The organism is Delftia sp. Cs1-4, from assembly GCF_000214395.1.
GTDB classification, from domain to species: domain Bacteria; phylum Pseudomonadota; class Gammaproteobacteria; order Burkholderiales; family Burkholderiaceae_C; genus Comamonas; species Comamonas acidovorans.
Genome location: NC_015563.1, coordinates 4,208,177 through 4,233,974 on the forward strand (window position 1 = coordinate 4,208,177; position 25,798 = coordinate 4,233,974).

22 protein-coding genes and 1 pseudogene are annotated in these 25,798 nt (G+C 62.9%); 4 read left to right on the forward strand and 19 right to left on the reverse strand.

Going from position 1 to position 25,798, the window contains the following annotated elements; genetic code table 11:
- Positions 1–11 precede the first annotated feature (11 nt).
- Positions 12–371, forward strand: coding sequence for a hypothetical protein (locus tag DELCS14_RS18325; RefSeq protein ID WP_228676791.1), 360 nt, complete (start codon positions 12–14; stop codon positions 369–371).
- Positions 372–438: 67 nt separating this feature from the next.
- On the opposite strand, the gene DELCS14_RS18330 is transcribed toward DELCS14_RS18325, so the two are convergent.
- From DELCS14_RS18330 to DELCS14_RS18380, 11 genes are all read right to left on the reverse strand, one after another.
- Positions 439–1,725: a pitrilysin family protein gene (locus DELCS14_RS18330; RefSeq protein WP_013803003.1), complete on the reverse strand. Its 1,287-nt coding sequence runs from the start codon at positions 1,723–1,725 to the stop codon at positions 439–441.
- A 402-nt stretch (positions 1,726–2,127) separates the two neighbouring features.
- Positions 2,128–2,835: a demethylmenaquinone methyltransferase gene (locus DELCS14_RS18335; RefSeq protein ID WP_013803004.1), complete on the reverse strand. Its 708-nt coding sequence runs from the start codon at positions 2,833–2,835 to the stop codon at positions 2,128–2,130.
- 1 nt (position 2,836) lies between these two features.
- Positions 2,837–3,679: an acetoacetate decarboxylase family protein gene (locus DELCS14_RS18340; protein ID WP_013803005.1), complete on the reverse strand. Its 843-nt coding sequence runs from the start codon at positions 3,677–3,679 to the stop codon at positions 2,837–2,839.
- A gap of 163 nt (positions 3,680–3,842) precedes the next feature.
- Complete coding sequence (locus DELCS14_RS18345) at positions 3,843–5,027, reverse strand: acetyl-CoA C-acyltransferase family protein (RefSeq protein ID WP_013803006.1); 1,185 nt, start codon at positions 5,025–5,027, stop codon at positions 3,843–3,845.
- A 252-nt stretch (positions 5,028–5,279) separates the two neighbouring features.
- Complete coding sequence (locus tag DELCS14_RS18350) at positions 5,280–6,974, reverse strand: AMP-binding protein (protein WP_013803007.1); 1,695 nt, start codon at positions 6,972–6,974, stop codon at positions 5,280–5,282.
- A gap of 418 nt (positions 6,975–7,392) precedes the next feature.
- Positions 7,393–8,169, reverse strand: a complete 777-nt coding sequence (locus DELCS14_RS18355; protein WP_013803009.1) for an enoyl-CoA hydratase/isomerase family protein — start codon at positions 8,167–8,169, stop codon at positions 7,393–7,395.
- 43 nt (positions 8,170–8,212) lie between these two features.
- Entirely contained in the window at positions 8,213–9,046 is an 834-nt protein-coding gene (locus DELCS14_RS18360) for an amidohydrolase family protein (RefSeq protein ID WP_013803010.1), read from the reverse strand.
- Positions 9,047–9,061: 15 nt separating this feature from the next.
- Positions 9,062–9,784 (reverse strand): NAD(P)H-dependent oxidoreductase, encoded by a 723-nt coding sequence (locus DELCS14_RS18365; RefSeq protein WP_013803011.1) that lies wholly within the window; start codon positions 9,782–9,784, stop codon positions 9,062–9,064.
- Positions 9,781–10,515: an enoyl-CoA hydratase-related protein gene (locus DELCS14_RS18370; protein ID WP_013803012.1), complete on the reverse strand. Its 735-nt coding sequence runs from the start codon at positions 10,513–10,515 to the stop codon at positions 9,781–9,783. Before DELCS14_RS18370 ends, DELCS14_RS18365 begins: the two co-directional genes overlap by 4 nt.
- Positions 10,512–14,054 carry an indolepyruvate ferredoxin oxidoreductase family protein gene (locus tag DELCS14_RS18375; protein ID WP_013803013.1) on the reverse strand — a complete coding sequence of 1,181 codons (3,543 nt, stop codon included), beginning with the start codon at positions 14,052–14,054 and terminating at the stop codon, positions 10,512–10,514. Before DELCS14_RS18375 ends, DELCS14_RS18370 begins: the two co-directional genes overlap by 4 nt.
- 228 nt (positions 14,055–14,282) lie before the next feature.
- A complete protein-coding gene (locus DELCS14_RS18380) occupies positions 14,283–14,570 on the reverse strand; it encodes a hypothetical protein (protein ID WP_013803014.1) in 288 nt (95 codons plus the stop codon).
- A gap of 113 nt (positions 14,571–14,683) precedes the next feature.
- On the opposite strand from DELCS14_RS18380, the gene DELCS14_RS18385 reads away from it, so the two are divergent.
- Together DELCS14_RS18385 and DELCS14_RS18390 are read left to right on the forward strand one after the other, a co-directional pair.
- Entirely contained in the window at positions 14,684–15,676 is a 993-nt protein-coding gene (locus DELCS14_RS18385; RefSeq protein ID WP_013803015.1) for a helix-turn-helix domain-containing protein, read from the forward strand.
- A 22-nt stretch (positions 15,677–15,698) separates the two neighbouring features.
- Positions 15,699–16,418: a Crp/Fnr family transcriptional regulator gene (locus DELCS14_RS18390; RefSeq protein ID WP_013803016.1), complete on the forward strand. Its 720-nt coding sequence runs from the start codon at positions 15,699–15,701 to the stop codon at positions 16,416–16,418.
- A gap of 210 nt (positions 16,419–16,628) precedes the next feature.
- Here the strand turns inward: DELCS14_RS18390 and DELCS14_RS18395 are convergent, their stop codons facing one another.
- From DELCS14_RS18395 to DELCS14_RS18430, 7 genes and pseudogenes are all read right to left on the reverse strand, one after another.
- The gene (locus DELCS14_RS18395) at positions 16,629–17,228 is read right to left on the reverse strand and encodes a DsbA family protein (protein WP_013803017.1); all 600 of its coding nucleotides are present in this window, start codon (positions 17,226–17,228) and stop codon (positions 16,629–16,631) included.
- A 2-nt stretch (positions 17,229–17,230) separates the two neighbouring features.
- Positions 17,231–17,914: a glutathione S-transferase N-terminal domain-containing protein gene (locus tag DELCS14_RS18400; RefSeq protein ID WP_013803018.1), complete on the reverse strand. Its 684-nt coding sequence runs from the start codon at positions 17,912–17,914 to the stop codon at positions 17,231–17,233.
- Between the two features lie 251 nt (positions 17,915–18,165).
- Positions 18,166–18,643 (reverse strand): annotated as a pseudogene (locus DELCS14_RS18405) (DUF3363 domain-containing protein); the annotation flags it as partial.
- 330 nt (positions 18,644–18,973) lie between these two features.
- Positions 18,974–20,590 carry a glutamine-hydrolyzing GMP synthase gene (gene guaA, locus DELCS14_RS18415; RefSeq protein ID WP_013803019.1) on the reverse strand — a complete coding sequence of 539 codons (1,617 nt, stop codon included), beginning with the start codon at positions 20,588–20,590 and terminating at the stop codon, positions 18,974–18,976.
- 31 nt (positions 20,591–20,621) lie between these two features.
- Positions 20,622–21,056 (reverse strand): type II toxin-antitoxin system VapC family toxin, encoded by a 435-nt coding sequence (locus DELCS14_RS18420; protein ID WP_012204856.1) that lies wholly within the window; start codon positions 21,054–21,056, stop codon positions 20,622–20,624.
- The gene (locus DELCS14_RS18425) at positions 21,053–21,331 is read right to left on the reverse strand and encodes a type II toxin-antitoxin system prevent-host-death family antitoxin (protein WP_013803020.1); all 279 of its coding nucleotides are present in this window, start codon (positions 21,329–21,331) and stop codon (positions 21,053–21,055) included. The genes DELCS14_RS18420 and DELCS14_RS18425 overlap by 4 nt, the downstream gene beginning before the upstream one ends.
- A gap of 140 nt (positions 21,332–21,471) precedes the next feature.
- A complete protein-coding gene (locus DELCS14_RS18430; protein WP_013803021.1) occupies positions 21,472–22,401 on the reverse strand; it encodes a LysR family transcriptional regulator in 930 nt (309 codons plus the stop codon).
- Between the two features lie 93 nt (positions 22,402–22,494).
- Between DELCS14_RS18430 and ilvD the strand changes: the two genes are divergently transcribed.
- Entirely contained in the window at positions 22,495–24,189 is a 1,695-nt protein-coding gene (gene ilvD / locus DELCS14_RS18435; RefSeq protein WP_013803022.1) for a dihydroxy-acid dehydratase, read from the forward strand.
- 90 nt (positions 24,190–24,279) lie between these two features.
- Here ilvD and guaB read toward each other — a convergent pair whose 3' ends face one another.
- Complete coding sequence (gene guaB / locus DELCS14_RS18440; protein WP_013803023.1) at positions 24,280–25,755, reverse strand: IMP dehydrogenase; 1,476 nt, start codon at positions 25,753–25,755, stop codon at positions 24,280–24,282.
- Positions 25,756–25,798: the final 43 nt, after the last annotated feature.

Below are 25,798 nucleotides of genomic sequence, written 5' to 3' on the forward strand. Positions count from 1 at the left end.
TATCGCCATCCTTGCTCCCGTCGATCCAGTGGGAGCCGGTCCTGCACGCCATGCACCTTGCGCTGGCCGAGCGCGGATGGGCACGGCTCGCGGACCTGAAGTCGCGCGTGGCCCCCATCGCCGTCGGACTGTGCGGCGAGGACCCCCACGCGCAGCAGCTCATCGCCACCCTGACGCTGACCAACCCGCGCCCGCCGCAGATGTGCTCGGCCATGGCCGAGGTCGTGTTCGAGCATCTCTCGCGCGCGATCGGTGCGCCCCTGGAGTCAGCGGCGTGGGTGCAGTGCTGCGTGTTCCTGCAGGAGCACCCGAAGTCGCACTACCTCAAGCGGCAATGGAACGCGCCGCCGCCCGCTTCCTCAACTCCATGACAACGGGAAAAGCGCCATGTGTTGCAGCTGGCGGTTGGCCGCTGGCCGCTGATCGCGCGCTGCCGGCTCAGGCCGCCAGGCCTGCGGCCAGTTGCCGCACGGCCCGGGCACTGGCGCCCTTGCCGGTGATGGCCACCGCTGGGGGGTGGGCCAGCATGCGCTCGAAGACCTTGCGCACTTCCTCGGCACCGATGCCATCGATCATCGCCAGCGTTTCGGCCACGGACGTCACGCTGCCATGGGCAAAGAGGTCCTCGACAGCCCGCTCCATGGTGGCGTAGGTCCGCTCGCCCGCACGCACCCGCGAGACCGCCAGCTGGTTCTTGGCCCGTTCCAGATGCACGGGGTCGATGCCGGCAGCCTGGGCGCGCAGCAGGCTACCTGTCGCTGCCACCAGCGCTTCGAGCTTGTCCGGGGTCGTGACCGCATGCACGATGAAGTTGGCCCAGACGTCACCGCCCTCCATCGCCGCATAGGCCGTATAGGCCAGTCCGAGCCGCTCGCGCACGGTATCGACCAGGGGCGACGACATCCCCTCGCCCAGCAGATGGGCCGCCAGCGAGGCCACGAGACGCGCACGCTGCGGGTGCTCGCCCTGCAACTGCTCGAACACCAGCGGATAGGCCAGGTTCACGAACACCTGGGACACCTGCGTGAAACGTTGCGCCAGGGCCTGCCCCACATACTTTGCGGGCTGAGGGGGCAGCGCCACAGCGGGATCGGCCGAAGCAGGCATGCCGGCGAACAGCTGCGCCGCCTGCTCCAGCCAGGCCGGCACATCGAAGTTTCCGGCCGCGACGACGACGGTCTTTTCTCCCACGTAATGGGTTTGCACATGGCGCACCAGATCCTGCCGGGTGAAGCCTTCGATATTGGCCACCGTGCCGATCACAGGCATGCCCATGGGGTCGTCGCCCCAGATGGCGCGGTCCAGCAGGTCGCCGGCGCTGTCCTCCGGGTCCTCTTCGTACTCGATGGCCTCCTGCCGGATCACCTGCAGCTCCCTTTGCAGCTCATGCTCGGGAAACACGCTGTTCAGCACGATGTCCGCAATCATTCCCAGCAAGGCCTGCGCATGCCAGCCCAGGCCGGTCATGAAATAGCCGGTGATGTCCTTCCCGGTGAAGGCGTTGACCTCCGCGCCCAGCCGCTCCGCATCCAGGTTGATCTCCTGCACGGAACGCGTGTGCGTGCCCTTGAACGCCATGTGTTCCAGCACATGGCTGATGCCGTTGCTGGTGGAGGTCTCGTCGCGGGAGCCCACGCGCAGGAACACGCCCACGCTGACGCTCTGCAAATGCGGCATGGGCAGCGCCAGCAGCCGCACTCCGTTCGCAAGAGTGCGCAGGGCCATGGCAGGCCGCTCCAGTTCGGTTGCCGCCAGGGGCTTTTCTTGAATCATGGGCTATTGTCGTCGCGCTCCAGAGGATGCGCAGGGCAGGCCTGTTTCATGCCCCTGTACTTAACGCTGCGGGAGGCTCGGGCCCGGCCGCCCTGCTCATTCGATGACGGGCCAAAGCTCCCTCTCCTTAGCGCACGTTGCGCTCTCAGTGTCGCGCTGTTGATTTCGGCCATGCAGGAGAGGTCATTAGTCCCGTCCCTGCGATGGATGCGTCGCGGAACCGGCATCGTGCACCCGCCTGCATCAAAAGCGAGGCTGACGCCATGGCTTGCTCTCGCGACTGCTGGTAGCTGCCGAACAGAAAATGGAAGCAGAGGACCGATGTTCAGGTGACCCGGCCGATCGGTTCGACACTCACTCCTCGATTGCGCCACCGATCGAGCGCAGATACTGGCGGAATGTCATGTTCTCGTCAGCTTTTCTTGCGGCTAGGAAATCATCGAAGCGAGCCTGTTTTCTGAAACTCGTGCCGAGTTGCATGCGCGCCGCCTGACTGCGCTCGGTGTCCCGAATCACAGTTGCCAGTTCCGCCACCTTTTGGGCCTGGCTCAGGGGCATGAAAATCACCCCATCATCGTCACCAAGCACGAAGTCGTCGGAGGTGAGCACATGTTCGCCACACTTGGCAGAAATGAGCGCGTCGGCCTCCCGTGAGTCCAAACGCTGCGGCCCCGCGGGCAAGGTGCCCAAGCTGAAAATGGGCAGTCTGATGGTGCGCAACTCCGATGAGTCGCGGTGCAAGCCCCAAATGACGATGCCCCGCAGGCCAGCCAGGGCCGTCTCCAGAGTGACGAGGTCACCAACGCAGGCCTCGTCCAGACGCCCACCATTGTCGACCACCAAGACATCACCAGGCGTGGCCCGGTCGATCGCTTCGAGAAAGACGTCGACGCTGCCATAGTGCCGCGCAGGACGTACCCGGCCCACGATGTGGGAGTCATTCCACAAGGGACGAACTCCGGCAGGTGCACAACGAACCGCGATACCCAAACGCATGCATGCGTCCGCTACGTGCGGCGTCGTGAGGTCGAGGTAGGTACGCTGAAGTTTCACGGAGTCCATGTCATTTCTCCTGGGACAAAGGGGTGTCGCGCAGATCGCGCAGCAAATGGTTGTTGCGGTTCGTCATCGCAATCGAGTAGCGCCAGCCTCGCCCGATGCGGGTGGGACGCAACCTGGCGAGGGGCTCGATGGGTGCGTCGTAGATCGTCAATGCCGCGTCGCCCTGCCAGACCGGGCTGGCCTGCACGTTCTCGGCCTGGAGCCGTACGAGTTCGTAGACAGCCGGTCTATCGTGCTGGCCCTCGAACATCGATGGGAAGTGCCGCAGCGCGACGATGGGCCGGCTGCCGAACGTCACAGCGGAACTGTCGGCAAGGGCTGACAACTTCACGTGACCTTCGGCGAGGCGCCGGTCCTTGACGGCCACTGTGCCGGCAAAGGTGGCGCCGGCCTCCAGTTTGGGCGATGCAATCGAGGGCATGCCCATGGACCGTGTGATCCATACCGAGCCGATCTTCTTCGGATAGCCGAGCGCCCAGCCGCGCGCCAGCGACGTGTCCTGATCGACCACGATGTAGGGGCAATACTGCATGAGCTTGCCCTCGTACTGGACGCTCGCCAACACGATGCATTCGCGGTATTGCGCCCGGATCGGGTCGAGCAGCTCGCCGCCGGTGTCAGTGCAGGCCTGCCAATCGACGAAGGAGACCGTCACCAGGCCCGCCTCGTCTGGATGCAAGCTCAAGCCAGGTGGCAGTAGTGCCTCGATGGCGACCGGGTCGACCCAGGTCTCGATCGTGATGAAGTCGGCCGCATAGTGCCACGGTGGACTGGGGGCGATGCTTGCCTGCCCGTCATGGGAGAAAGGCCCCATGAAGCCTTGCGAAGCCGCGAATCGTGTCATATAGGTCTCCTGCTTTCGGCTTGGAAAAAGGCGGGATGGAACTCCCGCAGGATTTGTGGCTTACGACAGCCGCTCCAACCAGCCGTGAGGATCTGGAGCGCGTCCGAATTGAAGGTCTGTCAGGGCAGCTTTCAGACGCTGTGTGACAAGGCCCGGAACGCGGTCAGACACGTTCGAAGATGGCGGCGATGCCCTGCCCTCCGCCGATGCACAGCGTCACCAGCGCATAGCGTCCACCAATGCGGTGCAACTCAGCGATCGCCTTCGTCGTGATGATTGCGCCCGTCGCGCCGACGGGGTGGCCCAGAGAGATGCCGGAGCCATTCGGATTCACCTTGTCCGGATCAAGGCCAAGCTCCTGAATCACCGCGCAGGCCTGTGCCGCAAACGCCTCGTTCGACTCGATCACATCCAGGTCCTGGACTTTCAGGCCCGTGCGCGCCAGCACCTTGCGCGTAGCCGGGATGGGGCCGATACCCATATAGGCAGGCTCCACACCCGCATGGGCATAGCCCACCAAGCGGGCCAGCGGCTTGAGGCCCAGCGCATTCACACGTCCGCCCTCCGCCAGCACCACGGCTGCCGCGCCATCGTTGATACCCGACGCGTTGCCGGCAGTGACCAGACCGTCCTTCTTGAAGGCCGGCTTCATCGCGGAAAGGGATTCGAGCGTGGTGTCGCCCCGCACGTGCTCATCGGTATCGAACAGCACGATGCCCTTGCGTGTCTTCACTTCCACTGGAACGATCTGTTCCTTGAAGCGGCCCGTCGCGATGGCCGTTGCCGCGCGTTGCTGGCTGAGAACCGCCAGTCCATCCTGCTGCTTGCGCGAGATCTTGAATCGCTCCGCCACGTTTTCCGCAGTAATGCCCATGTGGATCTTGTCCCAGGGGTCATGCAGGATGCCGAGCATGTAGTCGACCAGCGTCGCATCACCCATGCGGGCACCATAGCGTGCCGAAGTGTCGATGTATGGCCCTCGGCTCATCGACTCCGAGCCCCCTCCGATGGCGATCTCGCAGTCGCCCTGCGCAATAGCCTGCGCCGCCGAGACAATGGCCTGGAGCCCAGAGCCGCACAGCCGATTGACGTTGAATGCCGGGGTCTCTATCGGAACACCCGCATCGATGGCGGCGACGCGACTGAGGTACGCATCCTTCGGATCGGTGGGGATCACATTCCCGATGACGACATGCCCAATGGCGTCAGGTGCAACGCCGCTGCGCTCCAATGCGGCCTTCACCGCAGTGGTTGCCAGTTGGGTGTTTGGCACGTCCTTCAGCGCACCGCCAAAGGTGCCGATGGCTGTACGAGCGGTGGCGACAACAAAGATTTCGCGAGCATTCATGAAAGGCCTGGAAGAAGCTGAGGAAGCGGTGGGCTTGCGCCGATGCATGGACACGGCATGGCAGTCGATGACAGGTACTTTAGGAACTTCATCCGCTAGTGGACAGTGGCTAAATTGACTATTTCCATGCGTATTCCGTCACCCAAAAACCACCAGCAGTGAGCGCCGACCTCCGACTTTGGAGTCCAGAAAGAACAAGAGCGCCTTGAACTCCTCCAAGGCGCTCGGATCGAGAAGCACCTCAATCGCGAATCATGCGGATGCCGCGTCTTTGAGACGAAGCTCTTCCTTCATCATCTCCCGCATCACGAACTTCTGAATCTTTCCGGTGACTGTCATCGGAAAGCTCTCGACGAAGCGTATGTATCGAGGAATCTTGTAGTGCGCGATCTGCCCTTTGCAGAACGCCCGCAACCCATCTTCAGAGAGCGTGGCACCGTCGCGAAGAATCGCCCATGCGCACAGTTCCTCGCCGTATTTCTGGTCCGGCACTCCAATCACCTGCACGTCCTGGATAGCTGGATGGCGATAGAGGAACTCTTCGACCTCCCGCGGATAGACGTTCTCGCCGCCTCGAATCACCAGATCCTTGATGCGGCCCGCGATGTTGACGTAGCCGTCCTCATCAATCGTGGCGAGATCCCCTGAGTGCATCCAGCCTTCTGCATCGATGGCCTCGGAGGTCTTCGCGGCGTCCTCCCAATATCCACGCATCACGGAATAGCCGCGCGTGCAAAGCTCGCCCACGGCCCCCACAGGAAGAATCTCCCCGGACTCCGGAGATATGACTTTCAATTCCAGGTGGGGCAGCACTTTCCCGATGGTGGAAACACGTTTCTCCAAGGGGGTGTCCGTGGTGCTTTGGCAGCTGGCCGGACTGGTTTCAGTCATGCCGTAGGCAATCGTCACCTCGCCCATATGCATCTCGTTTACGACGCGCTTCATCACTTCAATGGGACAGGGCGAGCCAGCCATCACCCCTGTGCGCAGCGTCGAGAGGTCAAACTCCTTGAAGCGCGGGTGGTCGAGCTCGGCAATGAACATGGTTGGCACACCATGAAGCGCCGTGCACCGCTCGTCTTGCACGGCCCGCAGCACCGACACGGCCTCGAACGCATCGTTCGGGTACACGATGGTCGTGCCATGCGTCAGAGCAGCGAGGTTGCCGACCACCATTCCGAAGCAGTGGTACAGCGGCACCGGAATGCACAGACGGTCATCCGGGGACAGCCGCATGGCTTCGCCAATGAAGAACCCGTTGTTCAGTACGTTTCGATGGGTCAGGGTCGCGCCCTTGGGAGAACCCGTGGTGCCACTCGTGAACTGAATGTTGATGGCATCAGTGCTCCGCAGTCGCGCACCGAGGGAGTGGACAGCTTGATCGGCCGGATCGCCCGTCGCGAGCAGATCCGAGAAGCGCATGAAACCAGGAACCGTGCCGTTTCCGATCTGGATGACGGTTTTCAGTGACGGCAGTTTGGCGGACTCAAGGCGTCCGGGCACCGCACCGCTCACCTCCGGTGCAATGCTTCTGATCATCTCCAGATAGTCGGTCGTCTTGAAGCTCGGCATCACGATCAACGCCTTGCATTCGACCTTGGCCAGCGCGTACTCCAGCTCCGCCACCCGATACGCCGGATTGATGTTGACGAGAATGACCCCGGCTTTGGCCGTCGCGAACTGGGTGACGAGCCATTCGACATTGTTGTGCGACCAGATCCCGATCCTGTCGCCGGGTTTGAGCCCCGCCCGAAGCAAAGCGCTTGCCATCCGATCGACTTCGCGCTGCAGCTCGAGGTACGTGTAGCGGATGCCTTGGTGACAAGAGACCACCGCCTCTTTGTCCGGGAACCTCTCGATCATCGCGTCGAAGAAAGCGCCGATCGTCTCCTCGATCAGTGGTGTGTCGGTCGCTCCGCGCGAATAGCTCATCTCTAACTTGGTCATCGATTCAGCCTCCAAAAATTCATTCCCCCAAGCTCCACGCGCTTGGGAGCCGTGCGTAGCGCCACCGTGACCCGCCGCAATGAATAGATGCCTTCGTGTGATTGCGCCTGACCGCCCTTTGCAATAGCGCGTCAATGCCTTGGTGAAGTCTTGACTCGCTCGCTCGATGTCCGAGCTCATCAACGGTTCATGAAGCACGTGCGCGGACTGCGACGCCCTCCACCTCTACAAGTTTTTGAATTTCGATGTGATACATACGGTCCACTCCATCGACAGGTGAAACGCTGACAAAGGTCTTGGCGCAGATATACGTTCTGAAATCCATGGCAAAGCGACCTCCTCCCTCAGTGAAGGGGCGGAGGTAAAACGATCTGCCAGATGAGATGCGCGTTGAAGATGCGACGCGCTGCGCGTCGCACTATTTGCGCTTGTGCATGATCTCGAGCCGACGGCGATCCTGGGCCTGTCGGTTGCCAGGGTCGCTCATACCGTTCGGCAGCAAGGCATCGAGAGCAACAGTACGCTCGTCGATCTGCTTGTTCGTCGCATCCTGCAGCGCCTTTTTGGACATCGCGTAGGCGACGTTGCAGTCGGGAGTGATGCAGCGTGCATAGCTTATGGCCGTGGACAGCAGTTGGTCCGGCTCCACCACTTCATGAAAGAACCCCAGGCGCTCGGCCTCTTCCAGACCGTACAACTCGCCACGCAAGGTGGTCAGCGCCCCCACCTTGTCGCCCAGGGCGTACTTGATGATCTCCACGTAGGCGGCAGGCATGGGAATGCCGATAGGCACTTCGTTGAGACCGAATTTCGCGGTCTTGCGGGCCGCAACGCGGAAATCACAATCGAGGGCAGTGATCAAGCCACCTGCGATGGCATGGCCGTTGATGGCCGCCACCGTGGGCCGCGGGTATCGGAAGATGCGCAGATTGGTTTCGCGGTAGGCCTTGTACCAATCGCGGATCTTGTCGTGGCTGCCGCTTCCGAAGATCTCGAAGCTGTACTGGAAGTCGATACCAGCCGAGAACGCATCGCCCTGCCCCGTCAGGACGACCGGCAGCTCGCTGAACTCTCGCTCGAGGCGATCGAATGCTGCGTGCAGGTCGGCGAAGAACTGATCGTTCTGGACGTTGACCTTGTTGGTGTTCATGCGCACGACGGCGCATTCATCAATGACTTCGATATCCCATGCCATGTGAGTCTCCTTCAGTTGTTAAACGAAATAGCGGCCGGCGGAATCAAGCTTGCAGGTTGAACGCACGACGCGCATTCCCAGCAAGGAATCGGGGGAGTACATCGTCTCCGAGTTCAAGCGCCTGAATGTCCTTCAGGCATTCCGCAGGGGTCAGCATCGGATAGTTGGTGCCGAAAAGTACCTTGTGCTTTCCGGGACCGCGCATGTAAGCCACCAGTTCCTGAGGAAACCGGGAAGCCTTGTAGGCCGAGGTGTCGACGTACACGTTCGGGTGCTTCATCATGAGCGAGATCATCTCGCTCACCCAGGGAAATCCGATGTGCCCACCGACGATGCGCAGTTCCGGGAACTCGTGCGCAACGTTGTCCAAATAGGGGATCGGCCGCCCTGGCTCCGAAGGCCGCATCGGCCCGGCATGGCCCACCTGCAGACAGAAGGTGACACCGAGTTCGACGCATTCGGCATAGAGGGGGTAGTACCTGCGATCATCAGGAGGAATCCCCCACAGCCAGGGCAGGACACGCAGCCCTTTAAAACCGAACTGCTTGACGCATCGGCGCAGTTCCCTCACCGCGTCCATTGGCCTGTTGATGTCGACGGACGCAATTCCGGCCACATATCCGGGATTCGCCTTGACCGCTGCGGCCACTTCGTCGTTCGTGATCATTGGCCCGGCCGGCCCCCACCACGCGCTTGCGATAGTCCTCGTGACACCCTGCTCGCGGAATGTCTTGAGCGCCTCGTCGTGCGAGATGTCAGGGTTGTCCTGCGCCAGCGTCCGCCAAGCCGTGGGCCAACGGCGCAGCGAATCGAACATGGGGTCAAGCAAGTACGCCTTGTTCGGAAGCTGCATCCAGGCATCTATGATTTCGGTCATCTCACTACTCCTGGGTCACGTGGATGAAGCCTGCGCCACCTTGGGCCGGAACTGGTCGTCGAAATCATTCAGGCTGGGCATCGACAATACCGGCCGGCTGTCGATGTTCTCCACGGTGTGGAAAAGCTTCATGAGCATGCCAGTACGCTCCGTGTTGTCCACATACGGTACGTGGTACGCGAAGAACGGCTCATGGACGGAGTAGCCCACATACCCCAACGTGCCTTGCAGCAGATGCTTGAGCATGTCCTTCAGGTCGCCATGGATCGAGCCGGGGCCGAACATGTAGTCCCGCCCGCCCAGCGACGCCACGACCATCGCGCGCTTGCCGCGCATGCCGCCTTGGTCGTAGACCCGCATTCCACCGTAAAAGACACCGGACAGGAACACCCGGTCGATCCAACCCTTGAGTTGGGCCGGTACTGAGTACCAGAAGATGGGGAACACCAGCACGAGCAGATCGGCATTGCGCACGGCCTCGACCTCGGCGGCAATCTGTGGATCGATGGTCTGGTTTTGCCAGGCGTGACGCTGCTCCAGTGGATAGACCAGATAGTCCTCGCGTGACCGGGTTCCGAAATCATCTGCACTGGCCACAGCGTTGAAGCCGATTGCCTGCAGATCGGTCATGCTCGTCTGCCAACCATCTTTTTCCAGGGCCTCCTTGGTCATGTCGCGCATGGCTGCGACGAACGAGTTCGGTTCAGGGTGCGCGTAAACGATGTGTGCGCGTTTCATTGCGTGCTCTCCATTGCCTTTCGACGGCGACCGACGGCCGCGTTGATTTCCATCACCTCTTCGTCAATGCGCTGGTGATACTCGCTGCTGGGATGCAGCCAGTCCTTGATGCGACGAACAATCGTTGGATCCTTCGCGGCGAGAAACTTTGCACGCTCCCAGGCCCGTGCACCAACCTCCGCCGCCGGCGGGGCTTCTGCAACAAGTCCCCACTCGCATGCCTCGGCGCCCGTGAACTTCTCGCCACCGAGGAGCAGGCGCCTGGCCCGCGGCAGGCCGACAGCCCGCTGCAGCAAAAGCGTGCTGGCCGCCTCCGGGACAATGCCCAGGTCGACGAAGGGAAGCCGTAAAACCGTGTCGGCACTCGTTACCACCCAATCGGCATGCAGCAGCCAGGTCACACCGATCCCCGTGGCGGAGCCTTGCACCGCGATCACGACAGGTTTTCTCACATCGGCGATGGCGTGCAGGAAGGTAGGTACGGCATCCTGCGGCTTCTGAGGCCACTCCTCGAAAGCCTTCAAGTCATGCCCGGCGCAGAACACGTCGCCCGCCCCAGTCACCAGGATGCTGCGCACCTCGTCACTTTCGTCGGCGGCCTTCAGGGCCTCGGCGATCGTCGCGAACATGGGCATGGTGAGCGCGTTTCGCTTTTCAGGCCGGGCGATACAGAGATGCCATACCCCGTCTTGCACACTGCACTGGATGGATTCAGTGTTTTGCGTCCTCACGATGAGGCTCCTTGCAAGCGGTGCTCATGGGTCATCGGCGGTGCGCCCTTGCCGGTAATCTCGCCCAGCAAGGCACGCTGGCGTTCACGCGCCTCCCCGATGGCTTTCAATTTCACGTGCCCAAACCCACGGATCTGCTCAGGAATACGTGCCAGCTCCAGACACTTCTTCGGATGGGTTGCGATGAAAGGCAGCGTGGCCTGGATACCTTTCTTGTATTCGTCGATAAGCGCGCGCTCTGTCCTGCGCTCGTGCGTGTAGCCGAACGGATCGAACAGCGTGCCCCGCAAGAACTTCAGCTTCGCAAGGACTGTGAAGGCCGACGCCATCCAGCCGCCGTACAGTTGCTTGCGCGGCAAACCGTCCGAGCCGCGACGGGCGAACAGTGGCGGCGCCAGGGAGAACCCAACTTTGTATTCGCCATCGAACTGGCTTTCGATCAGCTTGCGCAGCTCCGCAGACGAATGCAGACGCGCCACCTCATACTCGTCCTTGTAGGCCATCAGCTTGAAGAGGTTCTTGGCGACGGCCTGTTCGTAGCCGTCGGGCATTGCAGCACCGGACGAACCTACCTTGCGCAGAAAGCCTTCGTACTGCTGGGCATAGCTGCTGCCCTGGTAGGCCACAAGCCGGTCGCGGCGGTCTTGCACCAGCTGAGGCACATTTTCTTTGCCGCCTCTGGGGAGCCATTGCACGACCGCAGCGGGCTTCGCCACCAGCCGCTGTGGCGACACCACATACTGCCGCCCGATCTTGAACGCGCGCAGGTTGGCCTCCACCGCCTGTCCATTCAGCTCGATCGCGCGGCGCAGCGCATCGTGCGACAGCGGCACCTGCCCCGCCTGCCAGGCCGCGCCCAGCAAGATCATGTTGGCATAGACGCTATCTCCGCAGTAGCGCACCGCGATGTCATGGGCCGGGATCTTGGCCAGGTTCTTCTCTGCGCACGCCTGTTCGATGGTGGCCCACAGCGCCTCGTTTGGCATGCTGAAGTCACGGTTGCGCTGAAAGTCGGAAGTGGGCGATACATTGGTGTTCACCATGGCGCGGCAATTTGGCTTCAGCCGGCTGACGGAGTCCGGATGAGCGCTCACCACCAGATCGCCCCCAATAAGTGCATCGGCGGTGGCGTCCGGTATGCGGGGTGCATGGATGTCCTCGGCTGATATCGCGATGCGTACATGACTCCACACCGCGCCGCCCTTCTGCGCAAGGCCGGCCATGTCCATCACCGAGCAATGCAGGCCCTGCAAATGCGCGGCCATGCCCAGGATGTTGCCGATCGTCAGCACACCCGTGCCACCAATGCCATTGACAAGCACGGCGTAGCTGCTGTGCAGCGCTGGCAGTTGGGGATGGGATGGCTCGGGCCAGGCGGCGGGATCGCCTTCGGCGCCGGCAGCGGAAGCGACCGGTTTCTTGCGCAATGCCCCGCCCTCCACGGCCACGAAGCTCGGGCAAAAGCCATCGGCGCAGGAATAGTCCTTGTTGCATGAGGACTGGTTGATCTGGCGTTTTCGGCCCAGCGGTGTCTCCAGCGGCTCGATGGAAACACAGTTGCTCTTGACGGTGCAATCCCCGCAGCCTTCGCACACTTCCGGATTGATGACGTAGCGGACCGGAGGATCCGGGTATTTGTTGCGCTTGCGTCGGCGGCGCTTTTCAGCGGCGCAGGTTTGGTCGTAGACCAGGGCGGTCACGAAGGGCAGTTCGCGCAACTCGCGCTGGACGGCGTCCAGATCGCGCCGATGATGGAAGGTCGTGCCAGGCGCAAACGCTGTTTCGTGCCCCTTGTATTTCTCGACATCGTCGCTGACGACCACGATGCGTGACACGCCTTCGGCATGCAGCAGTTGCGTCAGCATCGGTGCCGTGAGCGGTCCGTCGTGCGGCTGCCCGCCCGTGAGCGCCGTAGCGTCGTTGAACAGGACCTTGAACGTCATCGGCGTCTTGGCCGCCACGGCCTGACGGATGGAGAGCGAGCCCGAATGGAAGAACGTGCCATCGCCCATGTTGGCGAACATGTGCGGCCGCTTGGAGAAACGGCTTTGTCCCACCCAGGGAGCCCCCTCGCCGCCCATGTGCGTATAGCTCTCGGTGCGGCGATCCATCCAGTTGGCCATGTAGTGGCAGCCGATTCCGGCCGTGGCGCGCGAACCCTCCGGAACCTTGGTGGAGCTGTTGTGCGGACAGCCGGAACAGAAGTACGGCGTGCGCATGAGGGGCGCCAGGAGTTTGCCCTTTTCTGGCGTCGAGGGGAGCGCCTGGCAAGCGTCCATGCCTGCGGCATGCAGCCGCGCCTGCAGCGCCGCCGCGATGTCCACGGGCCCGAGTTCGGCATCTCCGCGCAAAAGGCGCTGTTCATATGGAATCTCGAATTCCGCGCATTGGAGGCCGCCACTGGACTTGCCCACGACCTGGGGCGCTTTCTCGCCGCTTGCGGCAAGCGGGTAGAGGATGTCCTTGACCTGCTGCTCGATCAGGGCCCTCTTCTCCTCCACCACGAAGATCTCGTCGAGGCCCTGCGCAAACTCGCGGATGATCTGCGGCTCCAGCGGCCAAACCATGCCCAGCTTCAACAGGGCTATACCCCTCGCGTCCATATCCTGCTCACCGATACCGAGCAGCCCCAGCGCTTCGCGCACGTCGTTGTAGGGCTTGCCGCCCGCAATGATGCCGATGCGGGAACCTGCGCCCTTGGCCACGATGCGGTTCAACGCGTTCGCACGACAGTAGGACAGCGCCAGAGGCAGCTTGGTGCGCACGATCCGCGGCTCCTGCGTCGCCCACACGTCGGGCCAGCGGATGTGGACGTCTTCCGTCGCCTTGAAATCCTCGGGTGTCCGACATTCGACCCGGAACGGATCAACGTCTGCGATCGATGTGGTCTCGACGATATCGCCCACGCACTTGAGCCCCACCCACAGGCCCGACGCGCGGCTCATTGCCCAGCCATGAATCCCGTAGTCGAGGTATTCCTGCACGTTGCTCGGGTACAGGATGGGGATGAACGACGCGACCAGCAACTGTTCGCTCTGGTGCGCGAACGAGGACGACTTGGCCGTATGGTCGTCGGCGGCCAGCACGAGGGCTCCGCCATGCGCAGAAGTTCCAGCCGCGTTGGCATGCTTGAGGGCGTCCGCGCTTCTGTCGACACCAGGCCCCTTGCCGTACCACATGGCGAACACGCCATCGACCGTGGCCTCCTCCGGGTGCTGCATCAACTGCTGGGTTCCCCAGCAGGCGGTTGCGGCCAGGTCTTCGTTGAGGCCCGGGATGAACTCGATCTGCCGTTCCTTGAGGAGTTTCTGAATACCCCAGAGGGTCTGATCAAGACCCGACAATGGAGACCCGCGATAACCGCTGACAAATCCGCCGGTGTTCAATCCTGCCGCGCGGTCGCGTGCACTCTGGTTGAGCAGCAACCGGACCAGCGCCTGCGAACCGCTGATGTAGGCAGGGCCACGGTCCAGCTGGTAGCGGTCCTCGAGCTTCGCGGGACGCAGCAGTGCGCCCGGTGCCGGCGCGACCTCAGACATGCCGCACCTCCCCATGTTGGGCGCAGTTGAAGAGAACGGCACGGGGATGTGCCTCGCACGAGGGAGTTGCACGCGGTGACAGACTCATGGGGACTTCCTTGTATTTGTTGCTCGGTCGGATACCGACCCTCCAATTAACTGTCACGTCGCCCCATTCGTACATTGGCGAAAGTGACTTTATCCATGCCAAATTCGCCACACACCTCGGGCTGCGCACGGTGGAGTCACTCAAAATGACAGCCCAAACACGAAATAGGCGATGCCGGCCACGGCTGTCATCGCGATGAGTGGGACAGCCACCAACGCGTACCCGCGATAAAAGTCGTGCACTTGACCCGCGGGGACGACAACGAATCCCGGGCAGTTCCCCAGCACGGAAACTTGGTCGCCGTCTTCACAGGCGGGATGGGGCTGTCTGTCAGCGACCTGGCGAGAGTTCGCATTCATCTGGCTCTGCGAGGCTTGAGCGCAGGTAGGAACGTTGCCGCGCAATGACACCGGGGGTATGCCGCTCATCTCCGTGCTCCTTCTTGCTGTCGCTGGGCTAGAGTCCAGCAAGACTCATTAGGCAGACTGCACGTCTTGGTGTAAATTGTCGAAACTGACATGTTCTATGCCGTTTTCGACCAATGCCACGTGCTGCCATCCTCACCTTCGACGGTTGCTATGCCTCCAGCGTGGCCGGGTTTGCCGACATCCTTCAAATCGCGAACTCCCATCTGAAACTCGAAGGCGCGCCAGCGTCCGCGCTGTTCGACTGGAGATTCGTGTCGCCATCGGGCGAGACCGCGATTGCCAGCAATGGCCTAGCCTTACCAACCCACAAGGTGGGACCACGAGAACGCTATGACCTGGTCTTCGTTCCTAGCTTCCACTACGGCGGACATCGCCAGTTTGATCAGTTCCTCAGTCGGCATGCCGATGCATGCACCTGGATGACGGCGCAATGGCAGTCAGGAGCATGGGTGGCAGCGAACTGCACGGGCACATTCATCCTGGCCCAGACCGGTTTGTTGGATGAACGCACCGCAACAACCACATGGTGGCTAGAGCGGCAGTTCAGGGAGAAATTTCCCCGCGTCGACCTGCAACTGCGACCGGTGCTCACCGAAATGGATCGACTGATCTGTGCAGGTGCATCGGCGTCGTATCTGCTTCAGACCATACGGGTCATCGAGCGCTTTTCGGGGCCTGTCATCGCGTCACAGTGTGCGAAGGCGATGCTGATCGACGTGAGCCAAACCAGCCAGATTCCCTACCTTCCGTTGTTGGCGCAAAAGAGTCACTCCGATGCGCTGGTGCATCGCGCCCAGCGGTGGCTTCAGAGCAAGATGACCCAGGATTTGAAGATCACGGAACTTGCCGATGCGCTCGCGGTCAGCGACAGAACCCTCATCAGGCGCTTTCGCAGTGTGCTGGACCAAACACCGTTGGCCTATCTTCAAGATCTCCGGCTGGAAGCTGCGCGTGCGCTGCTTGAGACCAGTTCGCACAGTGTCGAAGAAGTGGCAAGCCAGGTCGGGTACAGCGACACCAGTTCCTTTTCCAGACTCTTCCGTCAACGCATCGGGATGAGCCCGGGCGCCTACCGCGGCCGCTTCCAGGTGGATGTGTCAGTCTAATAAGAGAAGATGCGGAGACACGATGGAACAGAGAACCGTCCAGACATCCGCATACCAGCCGGCGCCGTCGTCCGCTCTGACCGAATTCCTCAGCCAGTGGCCATGGTTTTGCATGCTGCCCGAGGAGCTGCGGGCCATGACATTGCAGACCTCCATCGAGAAAAAGGTCGAGGCCGATGAATTCATCGCGCGGTCCGGCCAGCCCAGCGCATACTGGTACGGCGTGATGCGCGGCCACCTGCAGATGTACATCGCCGGGCCCGAAGGAGACGAGACGACGCTGTACTACCTCCGGGAAGGAGAATGGTGCGGCGACGGGTCCTTGTTGAAAAAGGAGTTGATGCAGTACGACCTGCGCTCGTTGACCTCCGCACAACTCTGCCTTGTTCCTGCGAACACGTTCAACGTTCTGCGCAGTTCGTCTCATGAGTTCAGCAACTTTCTTTGCGATGTCATGAACGCCCGCATGGGCGAGTTCGTAGGGATGCTCGTGGCGTCGCGCCTACTGGGGCCCGAGAAGCGGGTTGCGAAGGCACTCCTGATGCTCGCCAAGAACGGACGCGAAGACGCGCTCAGGCTGTCGATCAATCAACACAAGCTGGCATTGATTTGCGGACTCTCGCGCCAGCGGGTGAATATGGCTCTTGCCTCGTTCAAGCAAGGTGGAATTGTCCGTACCGAAGGCACCAAAGGCTATTTGATCGTCCACACACAACGCCTGCGCAACTACATCGGGATTTGACAGCGCATCCACTCGTCGACAACGTACGGCTGCAGACCGAGACCGAGCCCTGCACCACTCAGCCGAGAAAGGCTCCCACCTGTTTCCGATCGGGCATGGCTCGTGCGAGATTTCGCAGGCACGTACGCAAGCCTTCTTCAATGGCTGGATGCCAGAAGGGATGTCCGAGCATCTCGTGCACTGTGTCACCACGCTGGATGGACCAGGCCATCACGCCCTCAGGATCGCAGACTCAAGCAGATCCATGCGGTCTCCGCCCCAGAACATCTCACCCCTGTAGATGAAAGTCGGAGCGCCAAACACGCCTAGCCTCTCGGCATGTTCGAGCGTCCCTGCCAGCGCTGCCTCAGCTTCTCTTTGCAGGAACCCGTTCCACTCCGAAGATGACAGCCCCGCGTTGACCAGAGCCGCCTCCACCTCCGCGGGCGACTCCAGGTCGAACTCGCGCCGCCAGAACGCTGCGAGCAGCGGGTCACAGAATTCCCAGAGCCGATTCCTGGCCTTGGCAAAAAGGATGGCCTGGCTCGCGAGCGTCGGATTCCAGAGCTTCGTCGTGGACCGCACCGTCAACCCCTGCAGCTTTGCGAGCCTTCGGCAATCCATGTACAGGTACTTCAGCTTCGCGACATCACGGCTCGATCGCTGCTCGACTTCCCCGCCGTACGCGGACTGGAAATCCGTCACGTAAGGCCACCAATCGAAGGTGACGCCACTGCGCTGAGAGAGTGCGCGGGCCGGGCCGAGCGCGAGGTAAGAATAGGGGCTTCGCAGATCGAAGAACGCTTCCACCCGATCAATGCCAATCGACATGGTCAACGGTTCTTCTGGAAAAGATTGAGCTTTGCTTCGTCGGACTTCGTCACGTCCACCCATTCGTTTCTCAGGAGATCCAGGCCGCGGCCGACGCCAGGACGGCTGCGCACCCGGCCATACCAATCCTGCACACGAGGGAACTCGTCCAGGGGGACACCGGTCATCTTGTGAATCCGGATCCAGGCGAAGCTGGCCATGTCGGCAATCGAGTACTCACCGCAGATGAACTCGCGACCATCAAGACGGTCATCCAGAACTTTCAAGAGACGTCTTGTTTCCGTCTGGTAGCGTGTGATGGCATAAGGCACCTTTTCGGACGCATAGCGAAAGAAGTGCTGGGCCTGGCCCATCATCGGGCCGATCCCGCCGACCTGCCAGAACAGCCACTGAAGTACTTCGCTGCGCTGGCGCGGCTCGGTGGGGAGAAAGCGTTTCTCCTTCTCCGCCAGGTAGACCATGATGGCTCCGGTCTCGAAGACCGTGAACGGCCCGCCGCCGTCGGCCGGCGCATGGTCCACGATCGCCGGGATTTTCCCGTTCGGATTGATCGCGCGATAGGCGTCTGTGTGCTGGTCGCCTGCAGTGATGTTGATCGGAATGACCCGATAGGGAATCTCCAGTTCCTCGACGAGGATCTGCACTTTGTGCCCGTTCGGTGCCGCCCAGCTGTATAGATCGATCATCCTGCCTCCTTGTGTGAAAAGCTCATCCACTCAAAGTTTGTGGATACTCAGCCCAGTTCCATCGCAGGTTAGCAGTGGTGACTGAAGCGTGATGTCTTTGCAACGACAGATCGGCTCCGGGGTGCCGGACGTATTCAGTCCACAAGGTTGATGTAGACCGGCAAGCTGAATTCGCCTTGCCAACTAGTCCTGCTGATGAAGTGACCTATTCATCTCTGCCTTTCAAGACGGACCTATGCCTTTTCCAAGTGATCTACCAGCCCTTGCTCTACCAGGAAGCCAGCGCGTTTGTGCAGGGCTTCCTTGACCTCGCTGCCAAAGCCGAGGTCGCCCAATCCCCTGCCCCCACCGATCAACTGCTGGTCCAGCCAGATCGCGCCGATCGCGGGGGCCTGCCGCTCGATGGGCAGATGCGATTTCAGTTCAACAGCCACGCCGCTCAGGCGCTGCGCGTCGTAGCGGCGCCCCTGCTCGGGCAGGTCGCTGGGTACCTTCCATAGCCCTTCGGCCACGCGGCCCATGATCGTGCGACCATCATCACCGGGCTCGAACACCGCCGGCTCGCGCGACTCGCCGTGCATCGCCGCGCATCGCCCGCTGCATCGTGCGGATGATGTCGCCGCGCTCGCCCAAGGCCCGCAAGGTCTTCTCGTCGTCGGAATGGATGGCCCAGGTGCCAAGCCCCATCTCGTAGGCCAAGCCCAGGCGCTGCAAGTGCTGCAGGCGGCCGAATTGCGCAGCACGGTGTCGGTATGCATCGAGGTTTTTCCTCCTGTTCATGACGGCTTTTACCGTCAGGAGTCAGGAGACCTGCTGATGCCTGGAAAGCCGCATGAAACAAGCTTTCCAGAGGCGTGATCTACCGTCAAAGACCGATTTGGTCTCGATAGTCAACAAGGAGGTCTTAATCCGGTCTCCGGTTTCTACCGTCACCTCTACCGTCAATCCGTTTCGCTGGCCAGCGGTAGCTGCCGATAGCTTCCGCGACGCATTACCTTTTAAATCAATACGTTACAGCGGATTTTCGATAGGTGACGATAGTCTCCGAAGGACCTGATTTCACTCCCACTCGATCGTCGCCGGCGGCTTCGTCGAAACGTCGTAGGTCACGCGGTTGATGCCGCGCACTTCGTTGATGATCCGGCCAGACACCTTCTTGAGCAGGCCGTAGGGCAGCTCGGCCCAGTCGGCGGTCATGAAGTCGCTGGTCTGCACGGCGCGCAGGGCCACGACGTAGTCGTAGGTGCGGCCGTCGCCCATGACGCCCACGCTCTTGACGGGCAGGAAGACGGTGAAGGCCTGGCTGGTGAGGTCGTACCAGTTCTTGCCGGTGGCTTCGTCGGTCCAGTTGCGCAGTTCCTCGATGAAGATGGCGTCGGCGCGGCGCAGCAGGTCGGCGTATTCCTTCTTGACTTCACCCAGGATGCGCACGCCCAGGCCCGGGCCCGGGAAGGGGTGGCGGTAGACCATTTCGCGCGGCAGGCCCAGGGCCACGCCGAGTTCGCGCACTTCGTCCTTGAACAGGTCGCGCAGGGGCTCGAGCAGCTTCAGGCCCAGTTGTTCGGGCAGGCCGCCGACGTTGTGGTGGCTCTTGATGGTGACGGCCTTCTTGCTCTTGGCACCGCCCGACTCGATGACGTCGGGGTAGATGGTGCCCTGGGCCAGGAAGGTGGCGCCCTTGTGGCCGCCATCACCGGCTTTCAGCTTGGCGGCTTCGGCCTTGAAGACGTCCACGAACAGGCCGCCGATGATCTTGCGCTTGGCCTCGGGTTCGCTGACGCCGGCCAGCTTGCCCAGGAACAGGTCGCTGGCGTCCACGCGGATGACCTTGGCGTGCAGCTTGCCTTCGAACATTTCCATGACCATGTCGCCTTCATTGAGGCGCAGCAGGCCGTGGTCCACGAAGACGCAGGTCAGCTGGTCGCCGATGGCGCGGTGGATCAGGGCCGCGGCCACGGACGAATCCACGCCGCCCGACAGGCCGAGGATGACTTCCTCGTCACCCACCTGCTCGCGGATCTTGGCGACGGCTTCCTCGATGTAGTCGCCCATGATCCAGTCGGCGTTGGCCGCACAGATCTCGCGCACGAAGCGGTTGAGCAGGGCCGCGCCCTGCACGGTGTGCGTGACTTCGGGGTGGAACTGGACGGCGTAGAAGCGGCGCGCCTCGTCGGCCATGCCGGCGATGGGGCAGGACGGCGTGGAGGCCATGACCTTGAAGCCCGGGGGCAGCTCGGTGACCTTGTCGCCGTGGCTCATCCAGACCTTGAGCATGCCGTGGCCGTCGGCCGTGGCGAAGTCCTCGATGCCCTTGAGCAGTTCGGTGTGGCCATGGGCGCGCACTTCGGCGTAGCCGAATTCGCGGGTGTGCGAGCCTTCGACCTTGCCGCCCAGCTGGGTGGCCATGGTCTGCATGCCGTAGCAGATGCCCAGCACGGGAATGCCCAGCTCGAACACGGCGTCGGGGGCGCGGTCGTCCACTTCGTAGACGCTGGCGTGGCTGCCCGACAGGATCACGCCCTTGAGGCGGCCGTCGGCGGCGAATTCGCGCACCCAGTCGCTGCTGACGTCGCAGGGGTGGACTTCGCAGTAGACATGGGCTTCGCGCACGCGGCGGGCGATCAGCTGGGTGACTTGGGAGCCGAAGTCAAGAATGAGGATCTTGTCGTGTTGCATGGTCATCTCAGGCAAAGGTGATGGGAGGGGATCAGAAATCTTCAGGGGCCAGCAGCGCCAGCCCGCGCTTGCGCGCGGCGGCGGCCTGGGCCGCGTCAAAGGTGGCCAGCGGCAGGCGCAGCGACTGCGCCAGCCACAGGTAGGCCGCGTCATAGACCGGCAGGCGGGTGTCCAGCGCCACGTCGAGCACGGCCTTGTGCTGGGCGGGCGCCAGTTCGTGCAGCTCCACGCGGTGGCGGATGGCCTCGAGCACGCCCCACAGGCCTTCGACCGAGCTGTGCGGAATGCGGCCGCCGTGCACGCCCGAGGCGATCAGGTTGCCGCACTCCCACTGCCAGAGGTTGGGCGCCTGCGGGTCCACTTCGTGGCGGCGGATGCGGGTATACAGGCGCTGGGTGTGCACGCTGGCGGCATCGGGCAGCAGCCAGGCGGCGGTGACGGAGGCATCGAGCACGAAGGAGGTCATGCCTGGCTCCGGCCTGCGTGGCGCAGTCGGGTGGTGGAGTCCGGCGCCTGTGCCGACTGGGCCGACTGGGCCGGCCGCACCGTGGCCTGCAGCGCCTGCATCTGCTCCAGCTCGCGGGCGATCTGCTCGTCGGTGATCACGGGGCGGCGGCGCACCGGCAGCATGCGCACCACTTCCTTGCCGTGGCGGGTGATGCGCACTTCCTCGCCCTGCTCAACAAGTTCGATCAGGGCGGAGAAACGGGTCTTGGCTTCGTAGATGCCGACAGATTGCATGGCGGGGCTGAAAACAAAAACAGGCCTGGTGTCCGGCCTAGCCCGAATTCTATCATTCTGGCCAGAATTTCCAAAAATTCAGACCAGAACCATGCGGATATTCGAGGGCCTTGCCTCGGGGGGCTGTCGGTGAACGCCACTCAGCGCTGTTCGCGCACGAAGCCGACAAACCGCGCCAGCGCGGGCGAAATGGCTCCGGCAGGCCAGGCCAGGCTGGTCTCGCAGACCGGCAGGGCAACGGCCTTGCTGCCTGCACGGGCGCTGGCGAAAACCGCCTCGCGGTAGACCACGCCGGGCCTGCAGAACTGCATCACGCTGGCGGGCACCCAGGCCAGGCCGATGCCGCCCCAGACCAGGTTCACGATGGTCTGCATCTGTATCGCCTGCTGCGCGATGCGCGGCACATGTCCGTGCCGTCGGTACAGATCCGTCACCGCGTCATGGAGCGAGGGCATGATGCGGCGCGGAAAGATCACCAGCGGCTGCTCCAGCACTTCGTCGAGCATCAGCCGGTCCGCGTCGGCAAGCGCGTGCTGCTGAGGCAGGGCCAGCACCATGGCTTCCCGCCCTACAGCCAGGCGCTCCAGGCCGGCCGGCGCATGCCCGGGGGCATGCAGCATCAGCCCGGCATCGATCTGCCCGCGCTCGAAGGCTTCCATCTGCACATCGCTGGTGGCCTCGACCAGCTCCAGCGCCACACCGGGCGTGCCTGCCACGAAGTCCCGCACCCACAGCGGCAGCCGGGTGAAGCCGATGGTGGAGACAAAGGCCAGCCGCACGCGCCCCACCTCTCCCGCTGCCGCAGCCCGCGCAATCCCGGGCAGCGCTGCCGCCTGCGCCAGAAGCTCACGCACCTGCGGCACAAGCGCCTCGCCGGCCGGCGTCAGCGCGACGTGGCGGCTCGAGCGCTCGAACAGCGCCACGTCCAGGCTGCGCTCCAGCTGCGCGATGGCCTGGGTGAGCGGCGGCTGCGTCATGTGCAGGCGCGACGCGGCGCGGCCGAAGTGCAGCTCGTCCGCCACGGCCAGGAATTGCCGCCAGACGCGCAGATCAATGGAGGGCTCATTCATATGCACAGCATATCAATCATGCCGATGAATAGGATTGGATCAGATGAATCAGTCGGCCCATACTCATCCAACCCCCACAACGAGAGACATGCCATGACCCCGCCGAACCAGATCAACCGCCGAAGCTCCCACATCACCGAAGGCAAGGCGCGCGCAGCCAACCGCTCCATGTTCTACGGCATGGGCTACAAGGAAGAGGATTTCAAGAAGCCCATGGTCGGCGTGGCCAACGGCCACAGCACGATCACGCCGTGCAACTCCGGCCTGCAAAGGCTGGCGGACGCGGCCATCGCAGGCATCGAGGAAGCCGGCGGCAACGCGCAGGTGTTCGGCACGCCGACCATCTCGGACGGCATGTCCATGGGCACGGAAGGCATGAAGTACTCGCTGGTCAGCCGCGAGGTGATCGCCGACTGCATAGAGACCTGCGTGGGCGGCCAGTGGATGGACGGCGTGCTGGTGGTCGGCGGCTGCGACAAGAACATGCCGGGCGGCATGATGGGCATGCTGCGCGCCAATGTACCGGCCATCTATGTCTACGGCGGCACCATCCTGCCCGGCAGGTGGAAAGGCCGGGACCTGAACATCGTCAGCGTGTTCGAGGCCGTTGGCGAAAACGCCGCAGGCAAGATCAGCGACCAGGAGCTCAAGGACATCGAGCAGCACGCCATCCCCGGCACGGGCTCGTGCGGCGGCATGTACACCGCCAACACCATGTCCAGCGCGTTCGAGGCGCTGGGCATGAGCCTGCCCTACTCCTCCACCATGGCCAATCCCCATGATGAAAAGGAGAACTCGGCCAAGGAATCCGCCAGGGTGCTGATCGAGGCCATCAAGATGGACCTCAAGCCGCGCGACATCGTGACGCGCAAGTCCATCGAGAACGCGGTCTCGGTGATCATGGCGACCGGGGGCTCCACCAATGCCGTGCTGCACTTTCTCGCGATCGCCCATGCGGCCGGCGTACCCTGGTCCATCGACGACTTCGAGCGCATCCGCCAGCGGGTGCCGGTGCTGTGCGATCTCAAGCCCAGCGGCAGATACCTGGCGGTGGACCTGCACCAGGCGGGCGGCATCCCGCAGGTCATGAAGATCCTGCTGAATGCGGGCCTGCTGCACGGCGACTGCATCACCATCTCGGGCCAGACCATCGCCGAGACCCTGGCTGGCGTGCCTGACGAACCACCCAACCCGCAGGTCATCCGTCCCCTCTCGGATGCACTCTATCCGCAGGGCCACCTGGCCATTCTCAAGGGCAACCTGAGCCCGGAAGGCGCGGTGGCCAAGATCACGGGCCTGAAGAACCCGGTCATCACCGGCCCGGCACGCGTGTTCGACGATGAGCAATCGGCGCTTGCGGCCATCCTCGACGGCAGGATCCAGGCCGGCGACGTGATGGTGCTGCGCTACCTGGGCCCCAAGGGCGGCCCCGGCATGCCGGAAATGCTGGCACCCACGGGCGCCCTGATCGGCGCCGGCCTGGGCGAGAGTGTGGGCCTGATCACCGATGGCCGCTTCTCCGGCGGCACCTGGGGCATGGTGGTCGGCCACGTGGCGCCGGAAGCGGCCGTGGGCGGCACCATCGCGCTGGTGCACGAGGGCGACTCGATCACCATCGACGCGCACGCATTGCAGCTGCAGCTGAACGTGCCCGAAGACGTGCTCGCCCAGCGCCGTGCGGCATGGAAGGCCCCCGCGCCCCGCTACACGCGGGGCGTGCAGGCCAAGTTCGCGTTCAACGCATCGAGCGCCAGCTCGGGCGCGGTGCTGGACAACTTCGCCATCTGAGCTTCGTCATCTAGGCGCACAAAAAAAAGAGGTCCGGGCAGTGGCTGCCCGGACCTCTTTTCCATCTCGCGCCAAGGCGCTGGATCTGGATCAGTCGGCGCGGTAGTTCGGCGCTTCCTTGGTGATCTGCACGTCATGCACGTGCGATTCACGGATGCCTGCGGCGGTGATCTCCACGAACTCGGCCGTGTTGTTCATCTCTTCGATGGTGGCGCAGCCGCAGTAGCCCATGGCAGCGCGCACGCCGCCGGCCATCTGGTAAACGATGGAGACCATGGAGCCCTTGTAGGGCACGCGGCCTTCGATGCCTTCGGGCACGAGCTTGTCGGCGTTGGGATTGCCGGTGCTCGACTCCTGGAAGTAGCGGTCGGCCGAGCCCTGCTGCATGGCGCCGATGGAGCCCATGCCGCGATAGCTCTTGTACGAACGGCCCTGGTACAGGATGACCTCGCCCGGAGCCTCTTCGGTGCCGGCGAACATGCCGCCCATCATGATGGTCGAGGCGCCAGCGGCCAGTGCCTTGGCGATGTCGCCCGAGAAGCGGATGCCGCCGTCGGCGATCAGCGGCACGCCCGTGCCCTGCAGGGCCTGGGCCACGCTGTCGATGGCCATGATCTGGGGCACGCCCACACCGGCGACGATGCGCGTGGTGCAGATGGAGCCAGGGCCGATGCCGACCTTGACGGCATCGGCGCCTGCCTCGGCCAGTGCCAGCGCAGCGGCGCCGGTGGCAATGTTGCCGCCGATGACATCGACCTGCGGGTAGTTCTGCTTGACCCAGCGCACGCGGTCGATCACGCCCTTGCTGTGGCCGTGGGCCGTGTCCACCACCAGTGCATCGACGCCGGCCTTGACCAGCAGCTCCACGCGCTGCTCGGTGCCCTCGCCCACGCCCACGGCGGCGGCCACGCGCAGGCGGCCTGCGCTGTCACGCGCTGCGTTGGGGAAAGTCGTCTGCTTGGTGATGTCCTTGACGGTGATCAGGCCCTTGAGTTCAAAGGCGTCGTTCACGACCAGGATGCGCTCGAGCTTGTGCTTGTTGAGCAGGGCCTTGGCTTCCACGGGCGTGGTGCCGTCCTTCTCGTTGACGGTGATCAGGCGCTCGCGCGGCGTCATGATCTGGCTGACCTTGACGTCGTAACGGGTCTCGAAGCGCAGGTCGCGGCTGGTGACGATGCCGACCACCTTGCCGCCGTCGCACACGGGGAAGCCGGAGATGCCGAGGTTCTCGGACAGCTGCAGCACCTGCAGCACGGTGTGCTCGGGGGTGATGACCACGGGGTCGTGCACCACGCCGGATTCGTGGCGCTTGACCTTGGACACTTCGGCAGCCTGTTGTTCTGCCGTCATGTTCTTGTGGATGACGCCGATACCGCCCTCTTGCGCAATGGCAATGGCCAGACGCGCTTCGGTCACGGTGTCCATGGCGGCGGACACAAGGGGGATGTTCAGGGAGATGTTGCGCGAAAAGCGCGTCTTGAGCGAGGTGTCCTTGGGCAGGACCTGGGAGAAAGCGGGGACCAGGAGGACGTCGTCGAAGGTCAGGGCTTTACCGAGAAGGCGCATGTGAGAGCTCCAAAAGAAGGATTGTACCCGTGCGCCGGATCAC